The sequence below is a fragment of the Methylopila henanensis genome (assembly GCF_042681025.1).
Taxonomy (GTDB): Bacteria; Pseudomonadota; Alphaproteobacteria; order Rhizobiales; family Methylopilaceae; genus Methylopila; species Methylopila henanensis.
On sequence record NZ_JBHUER010000011.1, the window covers coordinates 1 to 24497 of the forward strand.

General features: G+C 64.7%; 26 protein-coding genes. 16 read left to right on the forward strand and 10 right to left on the reverse strand.

The genetic code is table 11. The features are described from left to right. Nucleotides 1-207 precede the first annotated feature (207 nt). From ACFSCV_RS16935 to ACFSCV_RS16960, 6 genes are all read left to right on the forward strand, one after another. Complete coding sequence (locus ACFSCV_RS16935) at nt 208-966, forward strand: GntR family transcriptional regulator (RefSeq protein WP_378800763.1); 759 nt, start codon at nt 208-210, stop codon at nt 964-966. 334 nt (nt 967-1300) lie between these two features. Next, entirely contained in the window at nt 1301-2176 is an 876-nt protein-coding gene (locus ACFSCV_RS16940) for a transporter substrate-binding domain-containing protein (RefSeq protein WP_378800764.1), read from the forward strand. An 86-nt stretch (nt 2177-2262) separates the two neighbouring features. After that, the gene (locus ACFSCV_RS16945; protein WP_378800765.1) at nt 2263-2916 is read left to right on the forward strand and encodes an amino acid ABC transporter permease; all 654 of its coding nucleotides are present in this window, start codon (nt 2263-2265) and stop codon (nt 2914-2916) included. Between the two features lie 5 nt (nt 2917-2921). Then, entirely contained in the window at nt 2922-3737 is an 816-nt protein-coding gene (locus ACFSCV_RS16950; protein ID WP_378800766.1) for an amino acid ABC transporter ATP-binding protein, read from the forward strand. 4 nt (nt 3738-3741) lie between these two features. Then, nucleotides 3742-5091: an amidohydrolase family protein gene (locus ACFSCV_RS16955; protein WP_378800767.1), complete on the forward strand. Its 1350-nt coding sequence runs from the start codon at nt 3742-3744 to the stop codon at nt 5089-5091. A gap of 4 nt (nt 5092-5095) precedes the next feature. Then, entirely contained in the window at nt 5096-5845 is a 750-nt protein-coding gene (locus tag ACFSCV_RS16960; protein ID WP_378800921.1) for an aspartate/glutamate racemase family protein, read from the forward strand. Nucleotides 5846-5897: 52 nt separating this feature from the next. Here ACFSCV_RS16960 and ACFSCV_RS16965 read toward each other — a convergent pair whose 3' ends face one another. The 9 genes from ACFSCV_RS16965 to ACFSCV_RS17005 all read right to left on the reverse strand — a co-directional run bounded on the left by ACFSCV_RS16965 (nt 5898) and on the right by ACFSCV_RS17005 (nt 13809). Next, on the reverse strand, nt 5898-6488 hold the full coding sequence (locus ACFSCV_RS16965) for a GntR family transcriptional regulator (RefSeq protein WP_378800922.1): 591 nt from the start codon (nt 6486-6488) through the stop codon (nt 5898-5900). Between the two features lie 89 nt (nt 6489-6577). Beyond that, nucleotides 6578-7090, reverse strand: a complete 513-nt coding sequence (locus ACFSCV_RS16970) for a flavin reductase family protein (RefSeq protein ID WP_378800768.1) — start codon at nt 7088-7090, stop codon at nt 6578-6580. Then, entirely contained in the window at nt 7087-8418 is a 1332-nt protein-coding gene (locus ACFSCV_RS16975; protein WP_378800769.1) for an LLM class flavin-dependent oxidoreductase, read from the reverse strand. Before ACFSCV_RS16975 ends, ACFSCV_RS16970 begins: the two co-directional genes overlap by 4 nt. A 290-nt stretch (nt 8419-8708) precedes the next feature. Continuing rightward, nucleotides 8709-9944 (reverse strand): ABC transporter substrate-binding protein, encoded by a 1236-nt coding sequence (locus ACFSCV_RS16980; protein ID WP_378800770.1) that lies wholly within the window; start codon nt 9942-9944, stop codon nt 8709-8711. Between the two features lie 15 nt (nt 9945-9959). Next, a complete protein-coding gene (locus tag ACFSCV_RS16985) occupies nt 9960-10523 on the reverse strand; it encodes a carboxymuconolactone decarboxylase family protein (RefSeq protein WP_378800771.1) in 564 nt (187 codons plus the stop codon). Then, nucleotides 10523-11443 carry a branched-chain amino acid ABC transporter permease gene (locus ACFSCV_RS16990; RefSeq protein WP_378800772.1) on the reverse strand — a complete coding sequence of 307 codons (921 nt, stop codon included), beginning with the start codon at nt 11441-11443 and terminating at the stop codon, nt 10523-10525. Before ACFSCV_RS16990 ends, ACFSCV_RS16985 begins: the two co-directional genes overlap by 1 nt. Continuing rightward, a complete protein-coding gene (locus ACFSCV_RS16995; RefSeq protein WP_378800773.1) occupies nt 11440-12303 on the reverse strand; it encodes a branched-chain amino acid ABC transporter permease in 864 nt (287 codons plus the stop codon). The genes ACFSCV_RS16990 and ACFSCV_RS16995 overlap by 4 nt, the downstream gene beginning before the upstream one ends. 1 nt (nt 12304) lies before the next feature. After that, the gene (locus tag ACFSCV_RS17000; protein WP_378800774.1) at nt 12305-13033 is read right to left on the reverse strand and encodes a branched-chain amino acid ABC transporter ATP-binding protein; all 729 of its coding nucleotides are present in this window, start codon (nt 13031-13033) and stop codon (nt 12305-12307) included. After that, a complete protein-coding gene (locus ACFSCV_RS17005; RefSeq protein WP_378800775.1) occupies nt 13030-13809 on the reverse strand; it encodes an ABC transporter ATP-binding protein in 780 nt (259 codons plus the stop codon). Before ACFSCV_RS17005 ends, ACFSCV_RS17000 begins: the two co-directional genes overlap by 4 nt. Before the next feature lie 192 nt (nt 13810-14001). Here ACFSCV_RS17005 and ACFSCV_RS17010 point away from each other — a divergent pair, with 192 nt between their 5' ends. After that, the gene (locus tag ACFSCV_RS17010; protein ID WP_378800776.1) at nt 14002-14946 is read left to right on the forward strand and encodes a LysR substrate-binding domain-containing protein; all 945 of its coding nucleotides are present in this window, start codon (nt 14002-14004) and stop codon (nt 14944-14946) included. A gap of 310 nt (nt 14947-15256) precedes the next feature. On the opposite strand, the gene ACFSCV_RS17015 is transcribed toward ACFSCV_RS17010, so the two are convergent. Next, the gene (locus ACFSCV_RS17015) at nt 15257-16015 is read right to left on the reverse strand and encodes a TetR/AcrR family transcriptional regulator (RefSeq protein WP_378800777.1); all 759 of its coding nucleotides are present in this window, start codon (nt 16013-16015) and stop codon (nt 15257-15259) included. A 210-nt stretch (nt 16016-16225) separates the two neighbouring features. On the opposite strand from ACFSCV_RS17015, the gene ACFSCV_RS17020 reads away from it, so the two are divergent. The 9 genes from ACFSCV_RS17020 (at nt 16226) to ACFSCV_RS17060 (ending at nt 24311) form a co-directional block, all read left to right on the forward strand. Continuing rightward, nucleotides 16226-16381: a hypothetical protein gene (locus ACFSCV_RS17020; protein ID WP_378800778.1), complete on the forward strand. Its 156-nt coding sequence runs from the start codon at nt 16226-16228 to the stop codon at nt 16379-16381. Between the two features lie 74 nt (nt 16382-16455). After that, entirely contained in the window at nt 16456-16935 is a 480-nt protein-coding gene (locus ACFSCV_RS17025) for a MaoC family dehydratase (protein WP_378800779.1), read from the forward strand. Next, a complete protein-coding gene (locus ACFSCV_RS17030) occupies nt 16932-18188 on the forward strand; it encodes an MFS transporter (protein WP_378800780.1) in 1257 nt (418 codons plus the stop codon). Before ACFSCV_RS17025 ends, ACFSCV_RS17030 begins: the two co-directional genes overlap by 4 nt. Before the next feature lie 258 nt (nt 18189-18446). Continuing rightward, a complete protein-coding gene (locus ACFSCV_RS17035) occupies nt 18447-19010 on the forward strand; it encodes an NAD(P)H-dependent oxidoreductase (RefSeq protein ID WP_378800781.1) in 564 nt (187 codons plus the stop codon). Between the two features lie 105 nt (nt 19011-19115). Beyond that, on the forward strand, nt 19116-20234 hold the full coding sequence (gene sfnG / locus ACFSCV_RS17040; RefSeq protein ID WP_378800782.1) for a dimethylsulfone monooxygenase SfnG: 1119 nt from the start codon (nt 19116-19118) through the stop codon (nt 20232-20234). 111 nt (nt 20235-20345) lie between these two features. Then, a complete protein-coding gene (gene ribB, locus ACFSCV_RS17045; RefSeq protein WP_378800783.1) occupies nt 20346-21476 on the forward strand; it encodes a 3,4-dihydroxy-2-butanone-4-phosphate synthase in 1131 nt (376 codons plus the stop codon). Nucleotides 21477-21511: 35 nt separating this feature from the next. After that, a complete protein-coding gene (locus ACFSCV_RS17050) occupies nt 21512-22042 on the forward strand; it encodes a flavin reductase family protein (RefSeq protein WP_378800784.1) in 531 nt (176 codons plus the stop codon). Between the two features lie 72 nt (nt 22043-22114). Beyond that, complete coding sequence (locus tag ACFSCV_RS17055; protein WP_378800785.1) at nt 22115-23170, forward strand: hypothetical protein; 1056 nt, start codon at nt 22115-22117, stop codon at nt 23168-23170. After that, a complete protein-coding gene (locus ACFSCV_RS17060) occupies nt 23157-24311 on the forward strand; it encodes a riboflavin kinase (RefSeq protein WP_378800786.1) in 1155 nt (384 codons plus the stop codon). Before ACFSCV_RS17055 ends, ACFSCV_RS17060 begins: the two co-directional genes overlap by 14 nt. The last annotated feature ends 186 nt before the right edge of the window (nt 24312-24497 follow it).

The window sequence follows — 24497 nt, forward strand, 5'->3', positions numbered from 1 at the left end:
CGTCGCTTGAAGCGGACCGTGATGTCGGTTTTCGGCTCGGCAGGCGATGTCCGCTTCTGGCGCCCAGACGACGTCACCGGGGGGAGGGTCCGCAGCTGCTTTGCGTGGCGATCGGTCGTTCCGTTACCACCCCCGCCTCTCACTTTGCCCGTAGGGGTGATGAGTTTATGGGTAACCGCTCACGTCTCGCGCGACAGGTGACCGACATTGCCATCGAGGCCGAGCGAAGAAACGCGACGGACGCCGTCGTCCTCACGCGAGACCAAGCTGTCGCGGCGCGAGCCCTTCGCGCATCAAATCGCAACCACGCTGCGCGATCGGATCATTCGCGGAGACTTGCCCGCGGGCGGGCGCATCGTCGAGCGTAGCTTGTGCGAAACGCTGGCGGTGTCCAGGACCCCTCTCCGCGAAGCCCTCAAGCTTCTAGAGCTCGAGGGACTGATTGAGCTGTCGCAGAACCGGGGCGCCCGGATCATGTCGTTCACCGCGGAAGAGGCCTCGGATCTATTCGAGGTCATCGCCGGGCTGGAGAGCCTCGCGGCCGAGATCGCGGCGCTGCGGATGAAAACGGCCGATCTTGAAGAGCTCGACGAAATGCACTCCCGCATGATGGAGCATTACCATAGCCGGGAAAAAGACCCGTATTTCGAGCTCAACAGCGCCATCCACGACAGGATCGTCCGCCTGTCCCGGAATCCGGTTCTGGTCGCCACCCACGCCAACCTAATGCTGCGCGCGCGACGCGGGCGCTACATGGCCATCGTCGATCCGCAGAGGTGGGAGGAGTCGGTGAGCGAGCACGAGGCGCTCATGGCCGCGCTGCATGCGCGTGACGCGGACGCCGCGCGCCGAGTCTGGAAGCGTCATTTGCTCCGCACCGGCGAAACCGTCTGCGCGGTCCTCGCCGCAGGTGTCCTCGACCCTGCGCAGCTCGACGCCGTCATGGAGCGTACGGCGGCCGTCTGACGCGCAGCCGCATCTAAGGCCTGTCGCCTTTCGCTTAAATAATAGGCAGCTGCTGCGGATCTCCGGCAGCGTCGGCGGCGTGCGTCATGGCTCCACAGGCCGCCAAGGCTCGCGCCGAGAGGAGGAACGGCGGCGCCTGCCGCCACGGCGCCCGCCGGCTGTCGGAGAACCCGCCGCAAAGGCGCGCGATTAGGCGAAATCCTGCTCATCTTATGAGCGAAGACAAGCTCGACCTATCCATCTAAGTTGCTGCATATGCTGATTTAAATCAGATGGAATGCAATCTGATTGTGAGTTGATCCCGCCGCAACGCGTTGAGATAGAAAGCGAAGTCATGTCACCCCGCCTTTCGTCCGTCGGCGCCGCGCGGCGCCGTTTCCTCGGCCTGTCCACCCTGCTCTTCGCGGCGACGGCCCTCCTCCCGCTGACCGGCGCGCCGGTTCGGGCCGAGCCGCTGACGCTGGACGCCATCAAAGCCGCCGGCGTGGTGAAAGTCGGCGTGGAGGCGGCCTACCGGCCCTTCACCTTCCGCGATAAGGGCGAAATCGTCGGTTATGACGTCGACCTCGCCAAGCAGCTCTTCGCCCCGCTGGGAGTGAAGGTGGAGTTCATCGACACGGCTTGGGCCGGCGTCATACCTGCGCTTTACGCCGGGAACTTCGATGTGATCATGACCTCGCTCACCTACTCCAAGGAGCGGGTGGCCAAGGTCGGCTATTCCATCCCCTACACCGAAGCGACGCAGGAAATGCTGATCCGGTCGTCCGACGTCGACACGATCAAGAGCATCGACGGCATGTCCGGTAAGGTGCTCGCCGTGAAGCTCGGCTCTGCGGGCGACACCATGAAAGCCGCGCTCGACGCGAAACTGAAGGCGAGCGCCGGCAAGGGCTTCTCCGAGGTGAAGGCCTACGACGACCATCCGGCCGCCTATCTCGCGCTCGCGCAAGGATCCGTCGACGGCGTCATCAACTCGCTCGCGACGCTCACGCAGGTGCTGAAGGACGCCCCGGGCCGGTACGCCATCGTTCGCGACATCGGTCCGCGCAACTGGGCCGGCATCGGCGCCCGGAAGGAAGACACGGCGCTGATCGGCTTCCTCAACGAGCGCATCGAGGCTCTGAAGGCCAACGGCGAGATCTACAAGCTGCAGGAAAAGTGGTTCGGCACGCAGATGAAGCTGGCCGACAAGGTGCCCGACTTCTCCTAATCGCCCGAAGGGGGCGGCGGTGGTGAGCCGCCTGTCCCGCCTCACCCGACGGGCGTTCCCCGCCAGCCGATCGCGGATGCGATTCAATGACCATAGATTGGGCCGTCGTCGAGATGGCCATCCCCCTTCTGGCCGAAGGCACGGTGACGACGCTGAGGATCGCGTCGCTCGCGGCGCTGCTCGGCCTCACCGGGGGCGTCGCGCTCGGCCTCGTCTCGCTCGGCGGATGGCGGTGGGCGCGCTGGCTGGTGCTCGCCTATGTGGATTTCATCCGCGGAACGCCTCTGCTCATCCAGATTTTCATTGTGTTCTTCGGGCTGCCGCTCATGGGCTGGCGTCCTGGCGAGTTCTGGTCGGGCGTGATCGCGCTCTCGCTCAATTGCGCCGCCTATGTCGCCGAAGTCGTGCGCGGCACGGTGGGCGCGGTTGAGAAGGGCCAGACCGAAGCCGCCAAGTCGATCGGCATGACGCAGGGCCGGATCCTGCTCTACGTCCTGCTGCCGCAGTCGATCCGGCCCATGATGCCGGCGTTGACGAACGACGTGATCACCCTCCTCAAGAACACGTCGCTGCTGTCGGTCATCTCGGTCTACGAGCTGACGCGCTCGGGGCAGGCGATCATCGCCACGCACTTTGCGCCGCTCGAGATCTTCGCTCTTCTCGCCATCTACTATTACGCCATCATCTCCGTGCTTTCGTGGGTCTCGCGGGTGATCGAGCGGCGGCTCCCAGCCTGGTGATCGCCATGCCCCTCGAAACGAGAACCGATCCCTCAAGGCCTGCCAGCGAAAAGCCGTTGCTCTCGGTGCGGGGACTGCGCAAACGGTACGGCGAGCGCGAGATCCTCAAGGGCATCTCGTTCGACGTCATGGCGGGGCAGACGATGGTGCTGATCGGGCCTTCCGGCTCCGGCAAGACCACGGTGCTGCGCTGCCTGAACCATCTGGAGACGCCAGACGCCGGCACGATCGAGCTCACGGGCGAACCGATCGGCGGCGCCTATGTGGGCGAAGCGGCTCGCTGGACGCCGCTGACCGAGTCTCAGCTCGCTCTTCAGCGGCGCAAGTTCGGCTTCGTGTTCCAGCGCTTCAATCTGTTCCCGCACCTCACCGCGGCGCAGAACGTGGCGATTGGTCCGAGAAAGGTGCTCGGCTTGTCGCGCGAGGCGGCCGAAGCGCGCGCGGCGGAGCAGCTCGCCCGCGTAAGCCTCGCCGAGCACATGCACAAGCGCCCCTCGCAGCTCTCGGGCGGCCAGCAGCAGCGAGTCGCCATCGCCCGCGCGCTGGCTATGGACCCACGCCTCATCCTGTTCGACGAGCCGACCTCCGCGCTCGATCCCGAGCTGGTCCACGAAGTCCTTAACGTCATGGGCGCTCTGGCGCGCGAAGGCATGACCATGATCGTGGTCACCCACGAGATGAGCTTCGCGCGGCGCGTCGCCGACACGCTGATCTTCATGGCCGACGGCCATATCGTCGAGCAGGGCTCGCCCGAGACCGTGTTCTCCGCTCCGCAAGAGGAGAAGACGCAGCGCTTCCTCTCCCACATTCTGAATCGATAGCGCCATGTCCGAGCCGCTCTACGATCTGGTCATCACCGGCGCCACGGTCCTCACGGGGGCGCCGGCGTCGCACGCCATCGACGACGCCGTGATCGCGATTTCGGACGGCCGCTTCGCGCGGATCGAAGCCGCGACCAGGGACGCCGCGCCGCTCCGCGCCCGCCGCAGCCTTCATCTTCCCGGCCGTGTCGTCACGCCGGGCCTGATCAACGTGCACACGCACGCCAACCTCAGCATGGTGCGCGGCGTCGCGGAGGATCTGGGCTTCGCGCCGGCCTACACGCCCGGCATTCCGCAGGGGCACATGGTCACGCCGGACGAGGCCTACGCCATCGCCCGGCTCGGCGCGTTGGAGGCGCTGCTGTTCGGCTCAACGCTGATCAACGACACCTTCGTGCACGCCGATGTCGTCACGCCCGCCATGGCGGACGTCGGCCTCCGGGTGTGGTCGTGCGGCCGCATTCACGACGTCGATTTCTCCGGCGTCTCGGTGGGGCGCTGGGATCATGTCGACGCTATCGGCGACACGACGCTTGGCGAGGCGATCGCGCTGGCGGAGCGCTACGAGGGTAAGAGCGGCGGCCGCATCGGGGTGCAACTCGCCGCGCATGCGCCGGACACGTGCTCGACGCCCTTCCTGCGGCGCATCGCGCGGGCCGCGGAGGACACCGGGCTGCGCGTGACGACCCATCTCTCGCAGAGCAAGGTCGAGCTTGCACGGATCCGCGAGCGCGACGGCATTAGCCCGCCCGAGCTGCTGGACGAGGTCGGCCTGCTGAACGCCCGGCTGACCGCAGCGCATTGCATCCACGTCAGCGACGGCGACATCGCCCGCATCGGGAGAGCCGGCGTCCATGTCGCCCACATCGCCAAGGGCAACGCGACCGGGGGCACGATCGCCCCGACGCACAGGCTGCGCGCCGCAGGGGCCAAGCTCACGCTCGGCACCGACAACATGCACGCCGACATGGTGGAGGTGATGCGCTGGGCGCTCGCGGTCGGTCGCATCCAGCTCGGCGCGGTCACGCCCGACTGGCAGCCCGAGACCGTGTTCGAGATGGCGACGCTCGCGGGCGCGCGCGCCATGGGGCTCGAGGACGAGATCGGCAGCATCGAGATCGGCAAGCAAGCGGACTTCGTCGCCTTCGATTTCCGTCGCCCGCATCTCACGCCGAGGACCAACGCCCTCGGCAACCTCGTCCACGTGGCGCAGGGTCGCGATGTCGAGGTCGTGGCCGTAGACGGCGAATTGATGGTCGAGGACGGAAAGCCGACCCGAGTGGACGCAGACGCCGTTCGTCGTGACGCCGCCCGCGCCATCGAGGCGCTGTGGACCCGGGCGCGCGGGGGCTGAGCGGATGCGCATTCTCCTGATCAATCCCAACACCTCGGTTGCGATGACGGAACGCATGGTGGCGAGCGCCTCGCGTTCCCTGGCGCCGGACGTCGAGCTGGTCGCCCTGACGGCGCCGCACGGCATGCCCTACATCGCCAGCCGCGCGGAATCGGTGATCGCCGGCGCGGCGACCCTGGAGATGATCGCCGCGCACCAGAGCGGCGTGGACGCCGTCGTGATCGCAGCGTTCGGCGACCCTGGGCTGATTGCGGCGCGAGAGCTGTTCGACCTCCCCGTGACCGCCATGGCGGAAGCCGCGATGCTCACGGCGTGCATGCTCGCGCAGCGGTTCTCGATCGTGACCTTCTCGCCCACGCTCACCGCGTGGTACGAAGACGCCGTCGCGCTCTGCGGCCTCCGTGGCCGCTGCGCCGGCATCCGCGTGCCGGACGTTTCGTTCTCCTCGATCAACGACGTCCAGAGTGAACTCGAGGCCCAGCTGGTCGAGCTGTGTCTGCGCTCGATCGAGACCGACAAGGCGGACGCCGTCATCCTCGCAGGCGCCCCGCTGACCGGCTTCGCCGCCAAAGTCGCGTCGCGCGTTCCCGTTCCGCTGATTGATCCTCTGGACGCCGCCATCGGCCAAGCGACGCTGCTCGCTCGCCTTCAGACGACCCCGGCGCGCGCGGGGCGTTTCGCACGGCCCCCAGCGAAACCCGGAACAGGATTGACGCGGGCGCTTGGGGCCTGGATCGAGCATCGCTCCGTGTGAGCTTGGCGCGTACGACCGACCGTCACGTCGAAGCTGGGGCAACACCTTGGGATCAGGTGTGCCGCAGTCGCTCGCTCAGCGCTTTTCGCGTCAAATCCTCAAGGAAGTTGAGAAAGTCTCGGGCCCGGCCCGAGGCTTTCTCAATCTCTCTATCGGCCGCCGCCGTCAGCGTGGCAGCGTGAAGGCGGGCCGCCTCCTCAAAGACATCCTGATCTTCGATGTAGGCGTACCAGAAGCGGCGCGAAAGCCCGTGCAGGGCGCCTATGGAGCCCGCGAGAATGGCGTTGTGCGCCGCCTGCGCCAGCAGTTCGTGGATCGCGCGGTTGGCGCGCAGGAACGCTCCGCGGTCCCGGTCGGCGGCAGCCGCGGTGATCTCGGCGGCTAGTTCAATCATCCGGTCGCGCTGGCTAACCACCGCGCGATCCGCGGCCAGCCGAACCATCAGGTCCTCCAACGGCCGTCTCACCTCAAGCAGTTCGAACTGGCGAAAGACGTCGATGGTCGAGACCTGCACGCCGCGGCTCGGATGGACTTCGATATAGCCCTCGATCCGCAGGCGCTGCAGCGCCTCGCGCACTGGCGTGCGGCCGCAGTGGATCTCGTCCGCCAGTGGCTTCTCGGAGATCATCGCGCCCGGCTTCAGTCATGTCGGCGAGCAGCGCCAACTCGCGAACCGAGAAGTCGCTGGGGAACTCTTCGCGTTCATCGACACGCTCTGCGCGGACTAACCTTTCAGAGCGGCTTCAGGCCGTGGAACGCCGCGTCCCCATAGACGAGCGGCGAGCCCTCGTCGGTCTCGGCGTGCAGCACTCGGGCAACGAAGATCGTGTGGGTGCCCTCGTCGTGGCGGCTCTCCAGCACGCAGTCGAGTTGCGCCGCGCAGCCTTCGATCAGCGGACAGCCGCTCGCCCCGATGCGATGCGGGACGGTGTCGAAGGATTTGCCGTCGCGGCCGGCGAAATAGGTCGCCAGATCGCTCTGTTCCTCACTGAGGAAATTGAGCGCGAACGCGCCGCCGCGCGAGACGACGCCATGCGAGGCGCTCGACCGGTTCATCACGACTAGCACCAGAGGCGGCTCGGCGCTGACGCTGCAGACTGCGGTCGCGGTCATACCGTTGACGGTCCCGCCATGGCGGCTCGTCACCACCGTGACGCCCGCCGCAAGGCGCCGCATCGCAGCCTTGAAGGCGGCCGGATCGGCGTCGGACTCCGGCGCGGGTGGCATCGTGGCGGCGGCGCTCACGTACGCGCCTCCAAGGTTCCGAGACGCTCGCGGAGCGACCGGGCGTCGTACGACGTGCGGGCGCGGCCGCGCGCCTGGAGGATCGGCACGACCTTGTGGACGAAGTCCTCGAAAGTGTCGGGCAGAAAGGCGGGCGAAATGACGAAGCCGTCTGCCGCCCCGGAATCCACGATCGCCATCAGCTCGTCCGCAACGTCCTGCGCGGTGCCGACGACGCGCGGGCACATGACGCCGCGGCCATAGATCTTGCCCGCGTCCGCGATCGTCATCGAGCCGTCGCCCGCGATCGAGCGCAGCGCCGCGAGATTGCCCTGGCTGCCGGTGTCCGCGATCTCGTCGATGGTGGCGTCGAGCGGCAGCGCGCCGAAATCCGCGTTGGCGTGGGCCGCGAGCGTCGAGAGGCCGACGCGCGGGTCGATCAGGCTGTCGTGCAGGTCGCGCTTGGCTTCCGCCTCCTCGCGCGTCTCGCCGATGAAGGGCATCATGGCCATCATCACCTTGGCGGCGTCGGGCGCGCGGCCGGCGCTTTCGAGCGCGGCGCGGACGTCCCTTGTGAAGGCCGTCATGCGCGCCATGCTCGGCTGCAGCGCGAAGATCACCTCCGACCAGCGCGCCGCGAACGCCTTTCCGCGGCCCGACGAGCCGGCTTGGATGATGAGCGGGCGGCCCTGCGGCGAGCGCGGAATGTTCAGTGGTCCACGCGCCTGGAACCAGCGACCCTTGTGGTTGGCGTAGCGGACCTTCGCCGGATCGGCGTAGACGCCGCCGGCGCGGTCGAGCACGAGAGCGTCCGGCTCCCAGCTGTCCCAGAGTTTGAACGCCACCTCCATGAATTCGTCGGCGCGGTCGTAGCGCTCGTCATGAGAAAGATGAGGCACGTCGCCGAAGTTGAGCGCCTCGCCGTCGTTCATCGAGGTCACGACGTTCCAGGCTGCGCGCCCGGACGAGATATGGTCGAGTGTCGCGAACTCCCGTGCGATGTTGAACGGCGCGTCATAGGTGGTGGAGCGCGTGGCCCCCAGGCCCAGATGCTCCGTCACCGCCGCCATCGCGCCTAGGATCGGCAACGGATCCATGCGGGTCGCGTCCTGGTCGCCAAGCCTTAAACCCATTTCGTGGCTGTCGCCGTAGCGGTCCGCGATGGCGAGCCGGTCGGCGAAGAACACGAAATCGAAGAAGCCGCGCTCCAGCGTCCTCGCGATGCCGGCGTAATGCGCGAGGCTCAGGAACGGCGTCTCATGGGCCGGATTGCGCCAAATCGCGTGGCTGTGGACCACCGGCCCGGCCACGAGAAATCCGCAGAAGTGGATCGGCTTTGACTGCGTCATTTACGCCTCTTGTAGGCCTTTTAGTTTCGTCGCCGCGCTTGTTCTCGATCGTGCGGATCGAACAATCTTCGAAATATTAGTAATCGCATCGCGCAAAGACAAATTTATATTGTTTTGCAGAAAGCGAAGTTTTGCTTATGAGGCGCGGCGTATAGGCATGCGCCGCGAGCTCCGCCACGTGACTTCGGAAACGCGGCCGACCGTCATGCCCGGCTTGACCCGGACATCCATCGTTCCGGCCGCGGCCGATGGCTCCTCGGGTCAAGCCCGAGGATGACGAAGGAGGAGCCTCAGCTCACCACGCCGAATGGCGTGTTCTTCCCGCCCTTGATGAGCTGGACGTAGAAGGAGCGGTTCAGCGAGTCACCCTTCTCGTCGAAGTCGCAGGTGCAGCCGGCGCCGTTGAAATTGATCTTCTTGCCTGCGCGCACCATCTTCAGCGCCTCGACGATGTCGTCGACGGGCTCGCCGGGCGGGTTGCAGACCTCGCGGACCGACTTGGTCCACACGGCCGCCTCCTGCGTCTTGGCGTGCTCCATGGCCAGCACCGTGATGCAGATCTGATCCCAGGCGTTGCCCGCGAACAGGAACACTGTGCCTTCCGGCGCGCCCATCTCCTTGACGAACTTGGCGTAGGACGGGCTGTCGATCGGGGGCGAGGGCTGGAGGTGGTAGATGCCCTCGGCGACTTCCGGCCCGACCGCCTGCAGGAACTTGCCTTCGGCGTCCGCGCCGGTGCCGAGCGAAACCACTTTCGACGTGAAGCCGCCGCGGAAGATCTCCTTGGCGATCGACACCATGTCGGTGAGCAGCGGCAGCACGAACACGGCGTCCGGCTCCGGCCCGAAGGCCTTCTCGACCTCGGCCCGATAGGAGGCCTGGTCGGGATTGTACATCACGACGTCGAGCACCTCTCCGCCGATCTTCTTCATCTCGGCCTTGAACGGCTCCACCATCGCGACGATGAACGGGTTCTGCTGCGCGAGCACGGTGACCTTCTTGGCCCCGATCTTCTGCATCACCTTGGCGCCGGCCGGGCCCCACTGGCTCGACTTCGCCTGAAGCCGGTAGATCAGCCCCTTGGTGTCGCCCTCGGTGACGGCGTTCGCCGCGCAGGACAGCATCTGGACCTTGTTGGCCGCGAGGATGATGGGTTTCGCGGCGAGCGCCTCGGGGCTGCCCCAGAAACCGCCCACGAGCTCGACCTTGTTGACCTCGAGCAGCTTCTTCGACGCCGCGACGCTCGCGGTCGCGCTGGTCTCGCTGTCCTCGATGAAAAGCTTGACCTTGCGGCCTCCGAGAACGCCGCCCGCCTCGTTGACCTTGGAGACGACGAGCTCGGCCGCCTGCTTCATGGCTGGGCCGTAGGCGCCGGTCGCGCCCGAGAAGGGCAGCACCATGCCGAGCGGCACGTCGCCGGCCGCGCCTTGCGCGATGGCGGGGCGCCCAAGCGCCGCCGCGAGGGGCAGGGAGCCGACGCCCGCGAGCACGGTCCGGCGGTTCACCACGAATCTGCTGTCAGTCATCGGAAGCGTCCTTGTTCAGGGTGACGGCGGGCTTGGGAGGTCCATGGCGGCGGCCGCGCGGCCGTCGTCGATCTGGAGGGCGTCGTTGAAGCGGTTGAAGAAGCCCGCGAGCGCGATGCGCAGCGTGAGCTCGACGATCTGGGCCTCGGAGAAGCGCGCCTTCAGCCGCTCGAACACGGCGTCCCGGATCCCCCAGGCGCGGTTCGTGACGAGGGTGGCGTATTCGACGACGAGGCGGTCAGTCTCGTCGAAGGCCGGATGGTCCGACGCCGGAAGCTGGGCGATCGCCTCAGGCGGCACGCCTTCGACCGCGAGCAGCGGCGCGTGATGCGACACGCAATAGGGGCAGGCGTTCATCACCGAAACGGTGACGACGGCGAGCTCGACGTAGCGCAGCGGGACGTTCCCCTGGCCGCGCAGTTTGAGCAGCATCCCGAACAGGCCTTCGAGCGCCGCCGGGACATGCGCCATCACGGCCGCCTGGTCGCTGAAGTCGGCGTAGCCCGACGCGAAGGTCTCGTAGAGTTTCGCGAGATCCGTAGGCAGGGCCGAGGACGGCAGCGGAGTGACGCGGGGCATCAGACGCTCCCCTTCTCGGAGGGCAGGAGGTCGGCCGCCCGACGCTTCGGCTCGGGCGCGAGCCCCTGCGGCCGCAGGATCAGCAGCGCCACGATGCCTGCGCCGATCAGCCCGAGGCGGAGCGCGGAGAGCTGCACGCCGTCGATGACGGTGACGAAATCCTTCAGGAACCGTGTGCCTTCGAGCAGCGCCATGATCGAGCAGGCGCCGATCAGCAGCCCGACGTTCGAGCCGCGCCCGCCCGCGATCACGGCCATGAACGCGTAGGCGGTCACAATCGGGGTGAACTGGCTCGGGTCGATGTAGGTCAGGTAGAAGGCGTGCAGCGCGCCGGCGATCCCCATAACCGCGCCCCCGACCGCGAACGCCCGGACGCGGAGCGCGAAGACGTTCTTGCCGAGCGCCGCCGTCACCGTGGCGTCGTCGCGGATCGCCCGGAGCACGCGGCCGAAGGGCGAGCGCGCCATGGCCTCTAGCAGAACGAACACGATCGCGACCAGCGCCAGCGCGAAGACGATGAACACGGTGTCGCCGCCGATCGTCCGTCCGAGCGCCGCGAACGGCCGCGGGATGTCCGGGATGCCGAGCGCGCCGTTGGTGAGCCAGCCCTCGTTGAGGATCACGAGGCGCACGACCTCGCCGAACCCGATCGTGACGATCGCGAGGTAGTTCTCCTCCAGCCGTATCGAGAGCAGCGCGAGGCCGGCGCTCAAGATCGCGGACGCCGCGCCCGCGACGAGCATCGCCGGGAGCCAGCCGATCTGCGGCGCGAGCAGCGCGGTCGCGTAGGCGCCGATCGCCACGAAGCCGACGACGCCGAAATTGACGAGCCCGGCCTGTCCCCACTGGAGGTTCAGCGCGAGGCCGACGAGCGCCGCGACGCAGACCAGGATCGCGATGGTGACGAGATAAGCGATCATTTGCGCGCCGCCTTCGCTCCGAGAAGCCCGTTCGCCCGGAACAGCAGCAGCGCGAGGATCACCGCGAAGCTGACGACCTGCCGGTAGTTCGTGGGGATGACGAGCGCCGACATCTCTTCCGCGACGCCGATCGTCAGCGCGCCGAGCACGGCCCCGATGGGCGAGCCGAGGCCGCCGAGGATCGCGGCCGCGAAGATCGCGATCTGGTAGTTCCAGCCGATCAGCGGATCGATCGAGCGGTCGAGCCCGGCGAGCACGCCGGCGAGCCCCAGCAGCGCGCCGACCAGCGCCCAGGTCAGCCGCGCGATGGCGCGGCGCTCGACCCCGCGCACGGCGGCGAGCGAGGCGTTGTCCGCGACCGCGCGCATCGCCCGGCCAAGCGGGGTGAAGCGCAGCAGCACGTCGACCGCGACCAGACAGACCGCGACCGTGATGGCGATGGTGATCTGCTCCTGATTGATGCGGATCCCCTCCCAGCGGATCGGGCGGGAAAGCGCGACGTCGAACCCGCGGCTGGCGTTGCCGAAGAAGAAACGGCAGACATTCTCGATCACGAGCGAGACGCCCATCGAGGCGACGAGCAGGGTGATGGAGCCGCGGAGCCTCAGTTTCTCGAAGGCGAGCTGGTCGGCGAGGAGCCCGGCGCCCGCCACCGTCACGGCCGCGATCGCGGCCGCGGCGGTCAGCGGCATGCCGAGCTGGACGTTGGCGACCCACGCCGCATAGGCGCCGAGCGTCAGCATCGCGCCGACCGCGAAATTCGCGAACTTCAGCACGCCGAAGACGAGGGTGAGCGCGAGCGCGGGAAGAGCGAGCAGAAGGCCGGTGACGAGGCCGTTGAAGAAGAGCTGCGCGGCCATCTCAGGCGACCTTCGCGAAGAACAGGTCGCCGAGATCGGCGGCGCGCACGGCCGACGCCGTGTCGCGCAGGCTGACCTGCCCCGCCACCAGCACGACCGCCTCGTCGGCGATCTCGAGCGCCGCCGCCACGTTCTGCTCGACCAGGAGCACGGTGACGCCGGCCGCGCGGACGCGGACGATCGCCTCCATGGTCTGGCCGACGATCTTCGGGCTCAGCCCGGCCGATGGCTCGTCGAGAAGCAGGACTTCGGGGTTCGCGAGCAGCGCGCTTGCGAAGGCGAGCATCTGGCGCTGGCCGCCCGAGAGATCGCCCGCGCGGGTCTTCAGCCGCGCGCCGAGCTCGGGGAACAGCGCCAGCACCTTCTCGCGCTGCTCGGGCCCGACGCCTGCGCGGCCGCGCAGGAACTCCGTCGCGAGCTTCAGGTTCTCGCCGATGGTGAGGCTCGGGAAGACGTTCGCTTCCTGCGGCACGTAGGCCATGCCCGCCGCGACGCGTCTGGCCGGCGTTTCGGCGGTCACGTCCGTCCCGGTGACCGAGACGCGGCCCTGACGTATGTCGAGCAGGCCCGCGAGCGTCTTCACGAAGCTCGACTTGCCGGAGCCGTTCGGGCCGATGACCGCGAGGATGGTCTCGGGCGCCTGGTCGAGGGTGATCCCCCGCACGATGTCGTCGCCGCGGCCGTAGCCGGCGCGGAGCCCGCTGACCGAGAGGGCCGGGATCGCGCTCACGCCGCCACCCCGAGATAGGCCTCGACGACGCGGCGGTCCCTGGAGACCTCCTCGAAGGTCCCGGAGACGAGGCGCTTGCCCTCCGCCATCACATGGACACGGTCGCAGAGCTCGCCGACGAGATGCATGTCGTGTTCGACGAGGCCGAACGAGACGCCTTCGGCCTTCAGCTCCCTGATCAGCCGGATCATCTCAAGCTTCAGCGGCGGCGCGACGCCCGCGCCCGGCTCGTCGAGCAGGATCAGCTTGGGCTCGAGCAGCAGCGCGCGGGCGAGATCCAGCAGCTTCTTCTGGCCGCCCGAGAGGCCGCCCGAGGGATGGTCGGCAAGCCGGAACAGGCCGACGCGGTCGAGCAGCGCCTTCGCCTTACGCGCGTTGGCGCTTTCCTGCGCCCACCACTTTCGCCGCCCGAAAATGGCGGCGAGCACGCCCTCGCCGGACTGAAGGCGGGGGGCGAGCAGCAGGTTCTCGAACACGGTCAGGCTGCCGAGCTCACGCACGATCTGGAAGGAGCGGGCGACGCCGAGAGCCGGGAAGCGATGCGCGGGGAGGGCGGTCACGTCGCGGCCCTCGAACAGAACCGAACCCTGGTCGGCGCGCACAAGCCCGGTCATGACGTTGAGCAGGGTGGATTTGCCAGCGCCATTGGGGCCGATGAGGCCGGTGACATGGCCTGCTTCGAGAGTGAGCGAGCAGCCGTCGAGGGCGGCCAGTCCGCCGAAGCGCTTGGCGACGTCGCGGACTTCGAGGAGCGGCGTCGGGGCCCCCGCCGTCACCGAGCGCATCCTTCGTCTGCGGACACGGTCGGGAGCGGGGATTTGCCCGTTTCGCGTTCAAATGCTGCTCGCATGCTATGCATCAGCTCAATAATTATCCTGTATTCTTCGAACCACCTCATCCTATTGACTGATAGTATGACCGGGCAAATTTATATTGCTTTGCACAAAGCAAAATAATATTTATGCCTTATGGCGCGGCCGCTTGAAATCTCTCTGCTCAGGACGTTCGTGTTGCTGGTCGAGGAGCGCAGCGTCACGCGCGTGGCGCGCATGCTGTTCCGCACTCAGCCCGCCGTCAGCCTGCAGATCAAACGGCTTGAGGAGGCCGCTGGCCGCCCCCTGTTCGAAAACGATCTCCGCCATCTGAGGCTGACGCCGCAGGGCGAGACGCTGCTGCCCTACGCGCGCGCGGTGCTGAAGATGCACGACGAAGCGCAGATGAAGCTGTCGTCGGAGGAGATCGACGGCCGCGTCACGCTCGGCTGTCCCGACCTCTACGCCGCCTATCTCCTGCCGGAGACGCTCGCGAGTTTCCGGCGGGCCTATCCGCGCGTTGAGGTCTCCGTGCGCTGCTCGCTGTCTCGCCAGATCGCGGCCGAGATGGACGCAGGGCTTGTCGACGTCGCGATTGCGACCCGTATGCCGGGCGTGTCGCCCAAGACCGGCGACGCCACGCGGCTGCGCTCGGAGCGGCTGGTCTGGCTCGGCGCGGTCAACGGCGACGCACATCGCCGTTCGCCCGTGCCGGTCGCCATGCTGCCCGAGGGCAATCTCTATCGCGACCTCGCGCTCGCCGCGCTGAACGAGGCCGGCGTCGGCTGGCGCATCGCCTGCGTGTCTGAAAGCATCGCGGGCCTTCAGGCGATGGCGCTCGCGGACGCCGCCGTGACCGTCTTGTCAGAGTCTGCGCACGCCGCCGGCCTCGAGCGCGTGGCGACGGATTCGGAGCTCCGCAATCGTCTAGAATCCGGGCTGCCGGCTCTGCCTGATGTCGACATCATGCTGTGGCAGCGCACCCATGGACTTTCACAGGCGGCCCAGCATTTCGCGCGGCACATCGAGCTCGGCGTGTCGGGTGCAAAGGGCGCCGATCATGAAACAGCTGAGACGCCCCGTGGCGAAGCGGCCGAATAGCTCAGGCGGTGTCTTTGTGCAATCCGCTCAAGTCGACGAGACTAGGTGATGTTCGTTTTGTAGTTCCGGCGAACGTCGGCTTGCCGGCGATCATGCCATGTCAGCTATGGGCGCGTCTCAGCCGCGAGCGCTGGTCCCGACCTGATCCAAGGCCGACGTCTTAAAGGTCCGCTTCTGGGAAGGTGCCGTAGGCGCACCGTATCTGCAAAAATTCTAAGCAAGCTAGCCGACCATGTGCACGCAGAGTGGTCGCCATTGATTTTGATGTAGAGCTCATTTAACTAAAAACATATAAAAACGCACCATACGATCAGGTCTTTTTTTCAACGATCGCAAGAACCATATCCGCGAATATCTCGGCGACCTCATCTGGAGAGTGCCGGCCATTCGATTTAAACCAAAGAAAACTATAGAAATACATTCCGAGAATGCCTTTTATCGCGACCGCCGGAAGGGTTTTGAAGAGACCCTGAGATTCGCCATCCTTGAAGGTGCGGAGCCAGACGTCCTGATACTGCTGGTGCAGATCGGAGACGACCTTATGTCTCTGCCCAGTCAGCGCATCCGCCTCCCGAAAGCAGACGGTCATTTCCGGTAGATTTTGGGCGATCACTCTCATCAGATATCGACTGAGGCGGCGAATTCTCTGCCTAGGGTCAGTCTCTCTGACTAGGGCGCCTTGCCCAAATATTACAAGATCTTCAATATAGCGAACAACAATATTGAACAGAAGCTCTTCTTTGCTGTTGATGTGGTAGTATAGCGCGCCGCGGCCTAGGCCTACTGCTTCGCAGAGTTCCGCGACACCAATCCCGCGATAACCGCGATCGGCGAAGAGCTTCGCCGCGATGTGCTGGATCCGCTCGCCCTGGTTCGTGGCGGGCGCTGCCGACAAGCCGGCAACTCCCGCGTCTTCGCCGGATGCCGTACCATCGATGTATGGACCAGTCGGTACATCAGAGCTATCGTTCCGGTCCTGGGACGACTCCGACGTTTTCGGCTTGGATGCGTCCGCTTTCGCCCGCGGCTGGGACTTCGGCGCTTTTCTCGTCGTGGTTCTGGTGGCCATCGTTACACGGAGCGCCGGTGATACTGATTCGTTTCGCCGAGAAAACCTCAATCGACCAAGCCGCGCATGCATCGCTCCCAAAATATGAGTGCTCGATCTGCGTGCGCAGCTCAGACGCTCTGCAGCCTCTACAATTTAGGGCGTCCAATGATCCGATGCAAACACCGTTATACCGATCGGTCCGAAAAGCGGCCCGCTGTCAACAGTTCCATGACGTCGCTCAAGCGGCCGGACCGCGCGCTGATTTTGGGCGCCGTCATGGGTCGGATCGTTTGGCGCGCGTCCCGGCGGGCCGACGCAGGGCAAGCCATGCCCGACGTGCGGGATCTCGAAATCGCGAAGGGTGATGCAAGGCGCGACGGCTGACATTGCCGATCGGCGCGCGCGACTAACGGAGCTCCAAGAATGCAGCTCTGCACATAAACAGACAGGAGGACATCATGGGCCGTGAATCCAAAGACGCTTGGAGCGCAACGATCAAAGGCAAGCCTACGGTCGGAGCGACGGCCAGAAGGACCCGCGTCACGTCGAGCCAGGACATCGAGCGATTTTCCGATATCACCGGCGACTGCAATCCGCTGCATTATGACGAAGCCGCAGCGAAGGCGTCCGTGTTCGGGCGGATCATTGTCCAGGGCGGCGTCACCTCCGGAATTCTCAACGCGGTGGTTGCGGAGGATCTGCCTGGGCCCGGCACTGTGTTCCTCCAGGTCTCGTGGCGCTTTGTGAAAGCGGTCGGCGTCGGCGATCAGATCACCGGCGAGATCGAGGTCGTCAGCGTGCGCGACGACAAGCCGATCTGCCAGTTGAAGACGCGGGTCACGAACGAAGCGGGCGAAGAATGCCTTGTAGGCGAGGCGACCGTTTACGTGGCGGCGCTGAAGGCGACCAACGACGCCGTCAGGAGCGCCGTGGCATGACCCAGCCTGTAGCTCCTTCGTCGGGCGCGTTAGGCGTTTCGACAGTCGATGGACGCGCATGGCGCACCCTCGCGATCCTGAGCCTCGCGATCGTCCTGTCGATGACGACCTGGTTTTCTGCGACGGCGATCATCTCGGAGCTTCGTGCAGTGTGGAGCCTCGACGGCGTCGCTGCGGCGTGGCTTACGAACGCCGTCCAGATCGGCTTCGTCGTCGGCGCTTTGAGCTCGAGCTTGCTCAATCTTCCTGACATGCTGTCAGCCCGTTGGCTGATGGCGTCGGCAGCTATCTTGGCGGCGCTGGCGAACGCCGCGTTGCTAATCGCGCCGACGGCTGAGTTCGCCATCGCGGCGCGTTTCCTGACAGGCGTGGCGCTCGCTGGCGTCTATCCGCCGGCTCTAAAGCTGATCTCGACTTGGTTCGTGCGTGGTCGCGGGCTCGCAATGGGCTGCGTCATCGGAGCCTTGACGGTTGGGTCAGCGTTTCCGCATCTGCTGCGCGCCCTGACATCGACGTTGGACTGGCGCCTTGTCGTTTCGAGCACGTCGGTCCTGACCATGATCGGCGCCGTGCTGATGGCCGTCTACGCGCTGGACGGACCGAACGCTTATCCCCGGGCCTCGTTCGATCCTCGACAGCTCGGCCGCGTCCTGCGTAACAAGCCGATCGCCTTGGCGAACCTGGGCTACTTCGGCCACATGTGGGAACTCTATGCGATGTGGGGCTGGTTTCTGGCCTTCGCGCAATCTTACCGGACCGGAGCCGGGGCGGACGCTGCGTCCTCGGCATCGCTGATAACCTTCGCGGTCGTCGCATCCGGCGTCGCTGGATGCATCTTGGGCGGCTTGCTGGCGGACCGCATAGGGCGTACCGCGACGACGGCGCTCATGATGTCCTTGTCGGCAACCTGCTGTGTGCTCATCGGGCTGACCTTCCATGGTCCGCTCTGGCTGTTCATGCTGGTCTCGGTCGTCTGGGGCATCACCGTCATCGCCGACTCCGCCCAGTTCTCCGCCGTCGTGACGGAAGTTGCGGACCAGAGCTTTGTGGGCACCGCGCTCGCCATGCAGCTCGGGCTAGGCTTCGCGTTGACCGCTCTCGCTTTGATTGCGGTGCCGGCGTTCGCGTCATGGGCCGGTGGATGGCAGTGGGCGTTCGTCGTTCTCGCCCCCGGCCCCATCATCGGGACGTTGGCGATGCTCGCGCTTCGGCGGCTTCCTGAGGCGACAAGGATCGCTCAAGGCCGGCGTTGAGGCGCCCCAATGTACCGATCGATACAAACGCTGACGGATTTCGTTCGTCAGCGTTTTTGTTTTGCTGCAGCGCTTCACAGATTTGATTCGATCAGGCCTCATGTCGCGACGGCGAAGAGTCGACAAATACCCTTATATCACAGTGAGTTATGCCGTTCCGAAGGTCTGATTGCCTTCTCGGCGCCGCAGCATCGAATAAGCTTGCTTCCAGATCGATGCTAATTCACTGTGGACCGATCGATACAGGAAATGGTCCAGATGGCGCTCATGGTGAGCATCAACGGCAGTCCTCGGCGGAACTCTCGCACTGGCGAGTTGCTCGACGCCGTCTGCTACGCCATTTCCGGCGCAGTCTCCCTGGAGCGAGCGTCAGTCAATCTCGCTACGGACGGTCGGCACATCATGAGCGGGCTGACCCGAGATGAACTTGAGCCGCGCGGAGAGGATCTGCTTCGTCTTGTGGAGCGCGCCGACCTCTTGATCGTCGGCTCGCCCGTCTATCGCGCAAGCTACACGGGGCTTCTCAAGCACCTCTTCGATCTGGTGGAGCGGACCGCCTTGACCGGTCGCAAGGCTGTTCTCGTCGCATCCGGCGGCACGGCCCTTCATGGTCTCATGCTGGAGCACCAGCTGCGACCCCTCCTGGGGTTTTTTGGGGTGCTGACGGTTCCGACTGCAATCTACGCGCTGGATAGCGACTTCGACGGCGGTCGCGTTATGGGCGCAGACCTCATCAACCGCATCACCCGCGCCGCCCAAGAAGCGGTCAACGTCATCTCGGCGTACACTGCATCGGAGGGCCGCCTCGCGACGGTCGCCTGAGGGCGAGCCTGGGCGTCGAACGACGCCTTCGAACGAGACCAAAGGCCGACAAACGGCTCAAAGATAAAGGGCGCGAAAAAGCGCCCGACGCTGGGAGGACGTGGAATGCGACCGCACAAGGTGAAGCCGCCGATGAAGTTTGCCCATTGGGTGCCGAACGTCAGCGGCGGCCTAGTCGTCAGCAAGGTTCCCCAGCGCACCGACTGGAGCCTTGACTACAACGTCGCGCTGGCAAAGATCGCCGAGGAGGCCGGGTTCGAATTCGCGCTGACCCAAACCCGGTTCATGGGCAGCTACGGCGCGGAATATCAGCACGACTCGATGATGTTCTCGGCTGCGTTGCTCGCCAACACTGAGCGGCTGAACGTCATCACCGCGATCCTTCCCGGCCTGTTCCATCCGGGCGTCGTAGCCAAGCAGGGAGCGACGGCCGACCAGATCTTTAATGGCCGCTGGTCGATCCACGTGGTGAGTGGCTGGTTCCGCGAGGAGTACGACGCTCTCGGCGTGGAATGGCCCGACCATGACGAACGCTATGCACGCTCGCGGGAATTCATCGAAATCCTGCGCGGGGCCTGGACCGAAGACGATTTCGCCTTCGACGGCAAATACTGGAAAATCTCGGGATACAGCATCAAGCCGAAGCCGCTCATACTACCCGACCGCCCGACGCCGATCATCTTCCAAGGCGGCAACTCGACGGCTGCGCAGAAGATGGCTGCCGCGGTATCCGACTATTACTTCATGAACGGCAATTCTCCGGCGGGTCACAAAGAGCAGATCGACAACATTCGGAAGATGAGTGCGGCTCACGGCCGCAAGGTTAGGTTCGGCGCCAACGCCTTCGTCATCGCTCGTGAGAGCGAAGACGAAGCTTGGGACGAGCTGAAGAAGATCGTAAACTCTGCGGATCATGAAGCCGTTCAGCAATTCCGCGGCGACATCAAAGAAGCAGGACAGTCCACGAACGATAAAGTCGGGATGTGGGTTGGATCGAGCGAGAAAGACCTCGTTCAATACAACGACGGGTTCAAGACCGGCTTGATCGGAACTCCACGGCAAATCGCGGAGAGAATACACAATCTCAAGAAAATTGGTGTCGATCTGGTGCTGTGTGGGTTCCTGCACTTCCATGAAGAGACACGATTTTTTGGCGAACGCGTCATTCCACTTGTCCGTGAACTCGAAGAGTCGGATCCGGTCCATGAGCTTCGCGCCGCTTGAATGCAGCTTCGCGGGCAGATGGCTGGATCCCTTTGGTCAAATGCTTGCGCTTTTACTCGCTGAAATGCCGAACTATTACCAGTCTTGGTCTCGTTACGGAGGATCAAGTTGATGAACTACATGCCTGTTATTCCAGAGAGGCTGCGGCTCAACAGCGCCCAGGAAATCATCGACGAAGCACGCGCCGGCCGCCCGTTCATTCTCGTGGACGACGAGGATCGCGAGAACGAGGGAGACATCGTCATCCCCGCGCAGTTCGCGACGGCGGAGGCGGTCAACTTCATGGCGCGCAACGCTCGCGGTCTGATCTGTCTCGCGCTCACGCAGCAGCGGGTCTCCCACCTCCATTTGTCGCCCATGGCGCAATCGAACGCCGCGTCGCGCTACCAGACCGCCTTTACGCTTTCGATCGAAGCCCGGTCAGGCGTGACGACCGGCATCTCCGCCGCAGATCGCGCTAGGACGATCGCGGTGGCGATCAACGCCGAGTCGACTGCAAACGACATTGTCACCCCCGGTCATATTTTCCCGCTGATCGCCCGCGAGGGCGGCACCCTCATTCGTGCCGGCCACACGGAGGCTGCCGTCGACGTCGCTCGGATCGCAGGCCTCAACCCTTCGGGCGTGATCTGCGAAATCATGAACGAAGACGGGTCGATGTCGAGGCTGCCCCAGCTTCTGAAGTTTGCTCACCAGCACAAGCTGAAGCTCGGAACCATCGCCGATCTGATCGCGTACCGACTGCGGACGGAGCGCCTAGTCGAGCTCGTTGTGTCCTCCGGGCTCCATCACCCCGCCTTCGGCGAGTGGCGGATGATGATCTACCGCGACACCGTCGAAGGGGGAGAACACATCGTGCTCGCTAAAGGCGACCTGGCGCGGCCTGATCCGGTTCCGGTCTGCATTCATATGGCGGACCCGATCGGGGACACGTTGCTCGGGCGCAGCAGCCGCGCTCTCGAGGGGGCCATGAACAAGATCACGCGCCAGAGCCGGGGCGTCATCGTAATCATCAACGATCCTCGCCGCGACGCCCTTTCCGAGCGCATCAAGAACGGCAGCCCCCATGCTCGGCCAGGCCGGTCCCTTCGGGAATACGGCGTCGGCGCGCAGATCCTCGTCGATCTGGGCGTCACCGACATGGTGATCATTTCGGATCGAGATCAGAACTTCGTAGGTTTAGACGGCTTCGGGCTCAATATCGTTGGTCAGATGCCGTCCTCACTTCTGGCGCGAAAATAAACATAAAGTATCGCAGTTTCTGGAAAGGAAGCGCAATGACAATGCACGATGGCAAATTTCACGAGGCAGTCGAGACGCCGCCGCCTCAGGAGGTGGTCGACGTTAATACATTTCGTGGCGTGATGCGAAAGCTCGCGGGCAGCGTCACCGTGATCACGACCGAGGGTCAAGGGTCTCTCTATGGGTTTACGGCGACGGCGGTTTGCAGCGTTTGCGCGGAGCCGCCGACGATTCTCATCGTCGTGAACCGTTCGGCACGGACGCACCCTCACATCGATAAAAAGGGCGCGTTCGCCGTCAATATTCTGGCAGACCATCAGGTCGAACTTGCAAACCTGTTCGCTAGCAAGTCGTCAGAGCAATTCGCGCAGGTCAATCACGCTGTCAGCCCGAACGGCGTGCCGGTCATTCAAGGGGCGGCCGCCTTCATAGAGTGCCAAATCGCGGAACAATATGATGTCGGCACCCACACGATATTCATCGGCCGGGTTGTCGATGGCGGGGCCGCCGAAAGCATGCCTCTAATCTACCAGGATGCAGGTTACGCTCGCGCAGCAACGCTGTAAGCGCAAACCTGTTTTTCGCCCTTCGTGCAAGAAGGGCGACTTCAAGCGAAAATCCTATTCGGAGACAATGCGATGTCCGTCGCAATCGCACCCTTTCGCCCTTTTAGGGCGGCGCGCGGCTTGTTTCTGGTCTACTCGCTGACGGTTCTGTCATGCTTCGCCGTGAACCTGCTGGTCACGAATTACCCGATCGGCCCGTGGCGTGGAGCGGAGATCGCGAAGTCTTTCTGGCTCGACAACGTCAGCTGGCAGATCTTCGCGGCGTGGTGGGCCTGCCTGTTCGCGGTCTGTGGGCTGTGGCCGTTCTCTGGGATCGCAAACCGCTTCACGCGAGGACTGGTGGTCACGCTTGTGTCCTGGGTCCTTGGCTGGCTGAGCGCGACGCTGATCATCCAGGTCGGGCCGGGGACAAGCGGCATCTTCCCGCTCGTGGGCACCACCTGGTTCTTCCTGGCGCTGTTCTGCTTTGCCGGAGCGAACTGGCTGGTCGTCGGAATGGCGCCTGCAAGGCAGTTCGCCTTGCTTCTGCTGCTGATCACCGGTTGCACGTTTCTGGTGACCCATTCCGCGATCGTCTGGGTGCCGGCCTGGTGGTTCCCGTTCCTCCTGGTCGGCCTTTCGACCGGAACGCTGACATACCTGACGCGCGGCATGAAGCAGCCGGGCCGAGCGTTCGCGATCCTTGCGATCCTGTTCGCTACCGTGGCCGGCTGCGTGGAGTTGTCGGTGTTGACCGGCTACTGGATCCCAGAATCCTCGCCGATCTCCTCATTCTGGTCGATGGGGCATTTCACGCCCGACAATACGTGGCTCGTTTGCTTCATGGTGGCGACCTCTATCAACTACGCGCTGCCAATCATGACGTATAATTGGCCGTTCACGCATATTCGGATGCCGTGGGGCGGCCTCGTGGCTTGCATATTCTATCTCACCCTCGATGTTATCGTCGCCTCAGCACTGGTAAAGCTCGTCGGAGTGGTGTTCAGCAGCACAGAAGAACTTCTTACCTACGCCTATATGGGCGTGAATTGGTCACTTGTTCTTCCTCTGGTCTTCGGCGTCGGGTTCGACGAGCCGTATCTCTGGAAAGGCCAGCAAACGGCGGGAGGCTGGGATGACGTCGCTTGAGAGGCTTTCTATCGGCCAGGCCGAGGACGCGGCTGCGCCGATCGCCTCCAACCGTCTTCGTCGCGGCAAGCGTGTGGACAAGTCCACGTCGTGCCGGGTCGTTGAACTTCCGGGATCTATGGACGGCGGCGGCGAACATCAGCTTTTCTCGGAGTCGGGATACAAAAGCGCGGCGGCTGCCTCGCCGGCGCTCCCACAGTGGCTGAGGCACTCATATCTGGTGATCGGTGCTTTTGCCGGTGTCCACCGCGAACATGCCCGCACGCTCGAATACGCCTTCCGCCTAGCCCGCGCGGCGCGATCCCGCGTGGTGGTTCTCATCATTCGGAGCGTCCATGACGAAGAGCAGGTTGCAGGACGGCTGCTCATTGACGACGAAGAGAAGGCTCGGCTTTTGATCGACGCGGGAGCAAGCGGTGTGGTCACGCTGGCCGTCGACGACGAGCTCTCGGAGATGGACTGCCAAGCGTTCGTCGAGGAAATCGTCATTGGCCGCTTCGGCGCGAGCGGCGTCATCGTGGATGCTCGGCTCGATCTCATGTTGGCCGAAGCCGTGACGCCGGCAACCCTTGCTCGCGTAACGCCGGTTCAAGGGGTCAGCTTGCACGTTGTTCCGGCTAGACCTGACCATGCAAGAGTCCAGGCTGGAAAAGTTCTGGACCTCCTCGACGCCGGCGATGTCTCGGGGGCGAGCAAGCTACTTGGCCGGCATTGGCTTGTGGAAGGCGTCGTGTGCCACGGCGACAAGCGCGGGCGGGAGCTTGGCGTGCCGACGGCGAACATCCGACTGCCTTCAGAGACACGACTAGGGCATGGGGTCTATGCGGTACGCACACTCGTCGGCCGGCGCGTTCTGGCCGGCGTGGCGAGCTTCGGAACCCGCCCGCAATTCGATGACGGCGCGCCGCTGCTCGAAGTTCATCTCTTCAGGTTCGACGGCGATCTCTATGGACAGACGCTTAGGGTCGAGTTCATCGAGAAGCTCCGACCCGAGCAGGTGTTTCCGTCGATTGAAGCCCTGTGCGAGCAGATGGCGACGGACATCCGTGACGCGGCGGCATGTATCGAACTCTATGATCGATCTGTGAAAAGCGCCCTGACCAACATCTTACCGCTCAGCACCACTCCGTTGAAGCTGTAGCCAGCCGCAAACGACGCTCTGCCCGCGTTCTCAACGGGATTCCGCGGACCTGTCCAGTCAAGCAAGTAGCAGCTTTTACCTCCAGCAATGTACCGAACGTTACGTATAGACAATGAGACTTGCGCTCAGCGCTGAGCGTCCAATTCGTCTGCTGATCCAAGACGAAACTCGCATACGTCGCAGCAT

Coding starts and splice junctions, on each gene's coding strand:
- ACFSCV_RS17035 (WP_378800781.1), top strand. CDS start 18,447: ATGGCGCTCATGGTGAGCATCAACGGCAGTCCTCGGCGGAACTCTCGC.
- ACFSCV_RS16995 (WP_378800773.1), bottom strand. CDS start 12,303: ATGGCCGCGCAGCTCTTCTTCAACGGCCTCGTCACCGGCCTTCTGCTC.
- ACFSCV_RS17015 (WP_378800777.1), bottom strand. CDS start 16,015: ATGGCCACCAGAACCACGACGAGAAAAGCGCCGAAGTCCCAGCCGCGG.
- ACFSCV_RS16955 (WP_378800767.1), top strand. CDS start 3,742: ATGTCCGAGCCGCTCTACGATCTGGTCATCACCGGCGCCACGGTCCTC.
- ACFSCV_RS17055 (WP_378800785.1), top strand. CDS start 22,115: ATGTCCGTCGCAATCGCACCCTTTCGCCCTTTTAGGGCGGCGCGCGGC.
- ACFSCV_RS17025 (WP_378800779.1), top strand. CDS start 16,456: ATGGGCCGTGAATCCAAAGACGCTTGGAGCGCAACGATCAAAGGCAAG.
- ACFSCV_RS16945 (WP_378800765.1), top strand. CDS start 2,263: ATGACCATAGATTGGGCCGTCGTCGAGATGGCCATCCCCCTTCTGGCC.
- ribB (WP_378800783.1), top strand. CDS start 20,346: ATGAACTACATGCCTGTTATTCCAGAGAGGCTGCGGCTCAACAGCGCC.
- ACFSCV_RS17030 (WP_378800780.1), top strand. CDS start 16,932: ATGACCCAGCCTGTAGCTCCTTCGTCGGGCGCGTTAGGCGTTTCGACA.
- ACFSCV_RS17060 (WP_378800786.1), top strand. CDS start 23,157: ATGACGTCGCTTGAGAGGCTTTCTATCGGCCAGGCCGAGGACGCGGCT.
- ACFSCV_RS16975 (WP_378800769.1), bottom strand. CDS start 8,418: ATGACGCAGTCAAAGCCGATCCACTTCTGCGGATTTCTCGTGGCCGGG.
- ACFSCV_RS16985 (WP_378800771.1), bottom strand. CDS start 10,523: ATGCCCCGCGTCACTCCGCTGCCGTCCTCGGCCCTGCCTACGGATCTC.
- sfnG (WP_378800782.1), top strand. CDS start 19,116: ATGCGACCGCACAAGGTGAAGCCGCCGATGAAGTTTGCCCATTGGGTG.
- ACFSCV_RS17020 (WP_378800778.1), top strand. CDS start 16,226: ATGACGTCGCTCAAGCGGCCGGACCGCGCGCTGATTTTGGGCGCCGTC.
- ACFSCV_RS16980 (WP_378800770.1), bottom strand. CDS start 9,944: ATGACTGACAGCAGATTCGTGGTGAACCGCCGGACCGTGCTCGCGGGC.
- ACFSCV_RS16990 (WP_378800772.1), bottom strand. CDS start 11,443: ATGATCGCTTATCTCGTCACCATCGCGATCCTGGTCTGCGTCGCGGCG.
- ACFSCV_RS17050 (WP_378800784.1), top strand. CDS start 21,512: ATGACAATGCACGATGGCAAATTTCACGAGGCAGTCGAGACGCCGCCG.
- ACFSCV_RS16960 (WP_378800921.1), top strand. CDS start 5,096: ATGCGCATTCTCCTGATCAATCCCAACACCTCGGTTGCGATGACGGAA.
- ACFSCV_RS16950 (WP_378800766.1), top strand. CDS start 2,922: ATGCCCCTCGAAACGAGAACCGATCCCTCAAGGCCTGCCAGCGAAAAG.
- ACFSCV_RS16940 (WP_378800764.1), top strand. CDS start 1,301: ATGTCACCCCGCCTTTCGTCCGTCGGCGCCGCGCGGCGCCGTTTCCTC.
- ACFSCV_RS17010 (WP_378800776.1), top strand. CDS start 14,002: ATGGCGCGGCCGCTTGAAATCTCTCTGCTCAGGACGTTCGTGTTGCTG.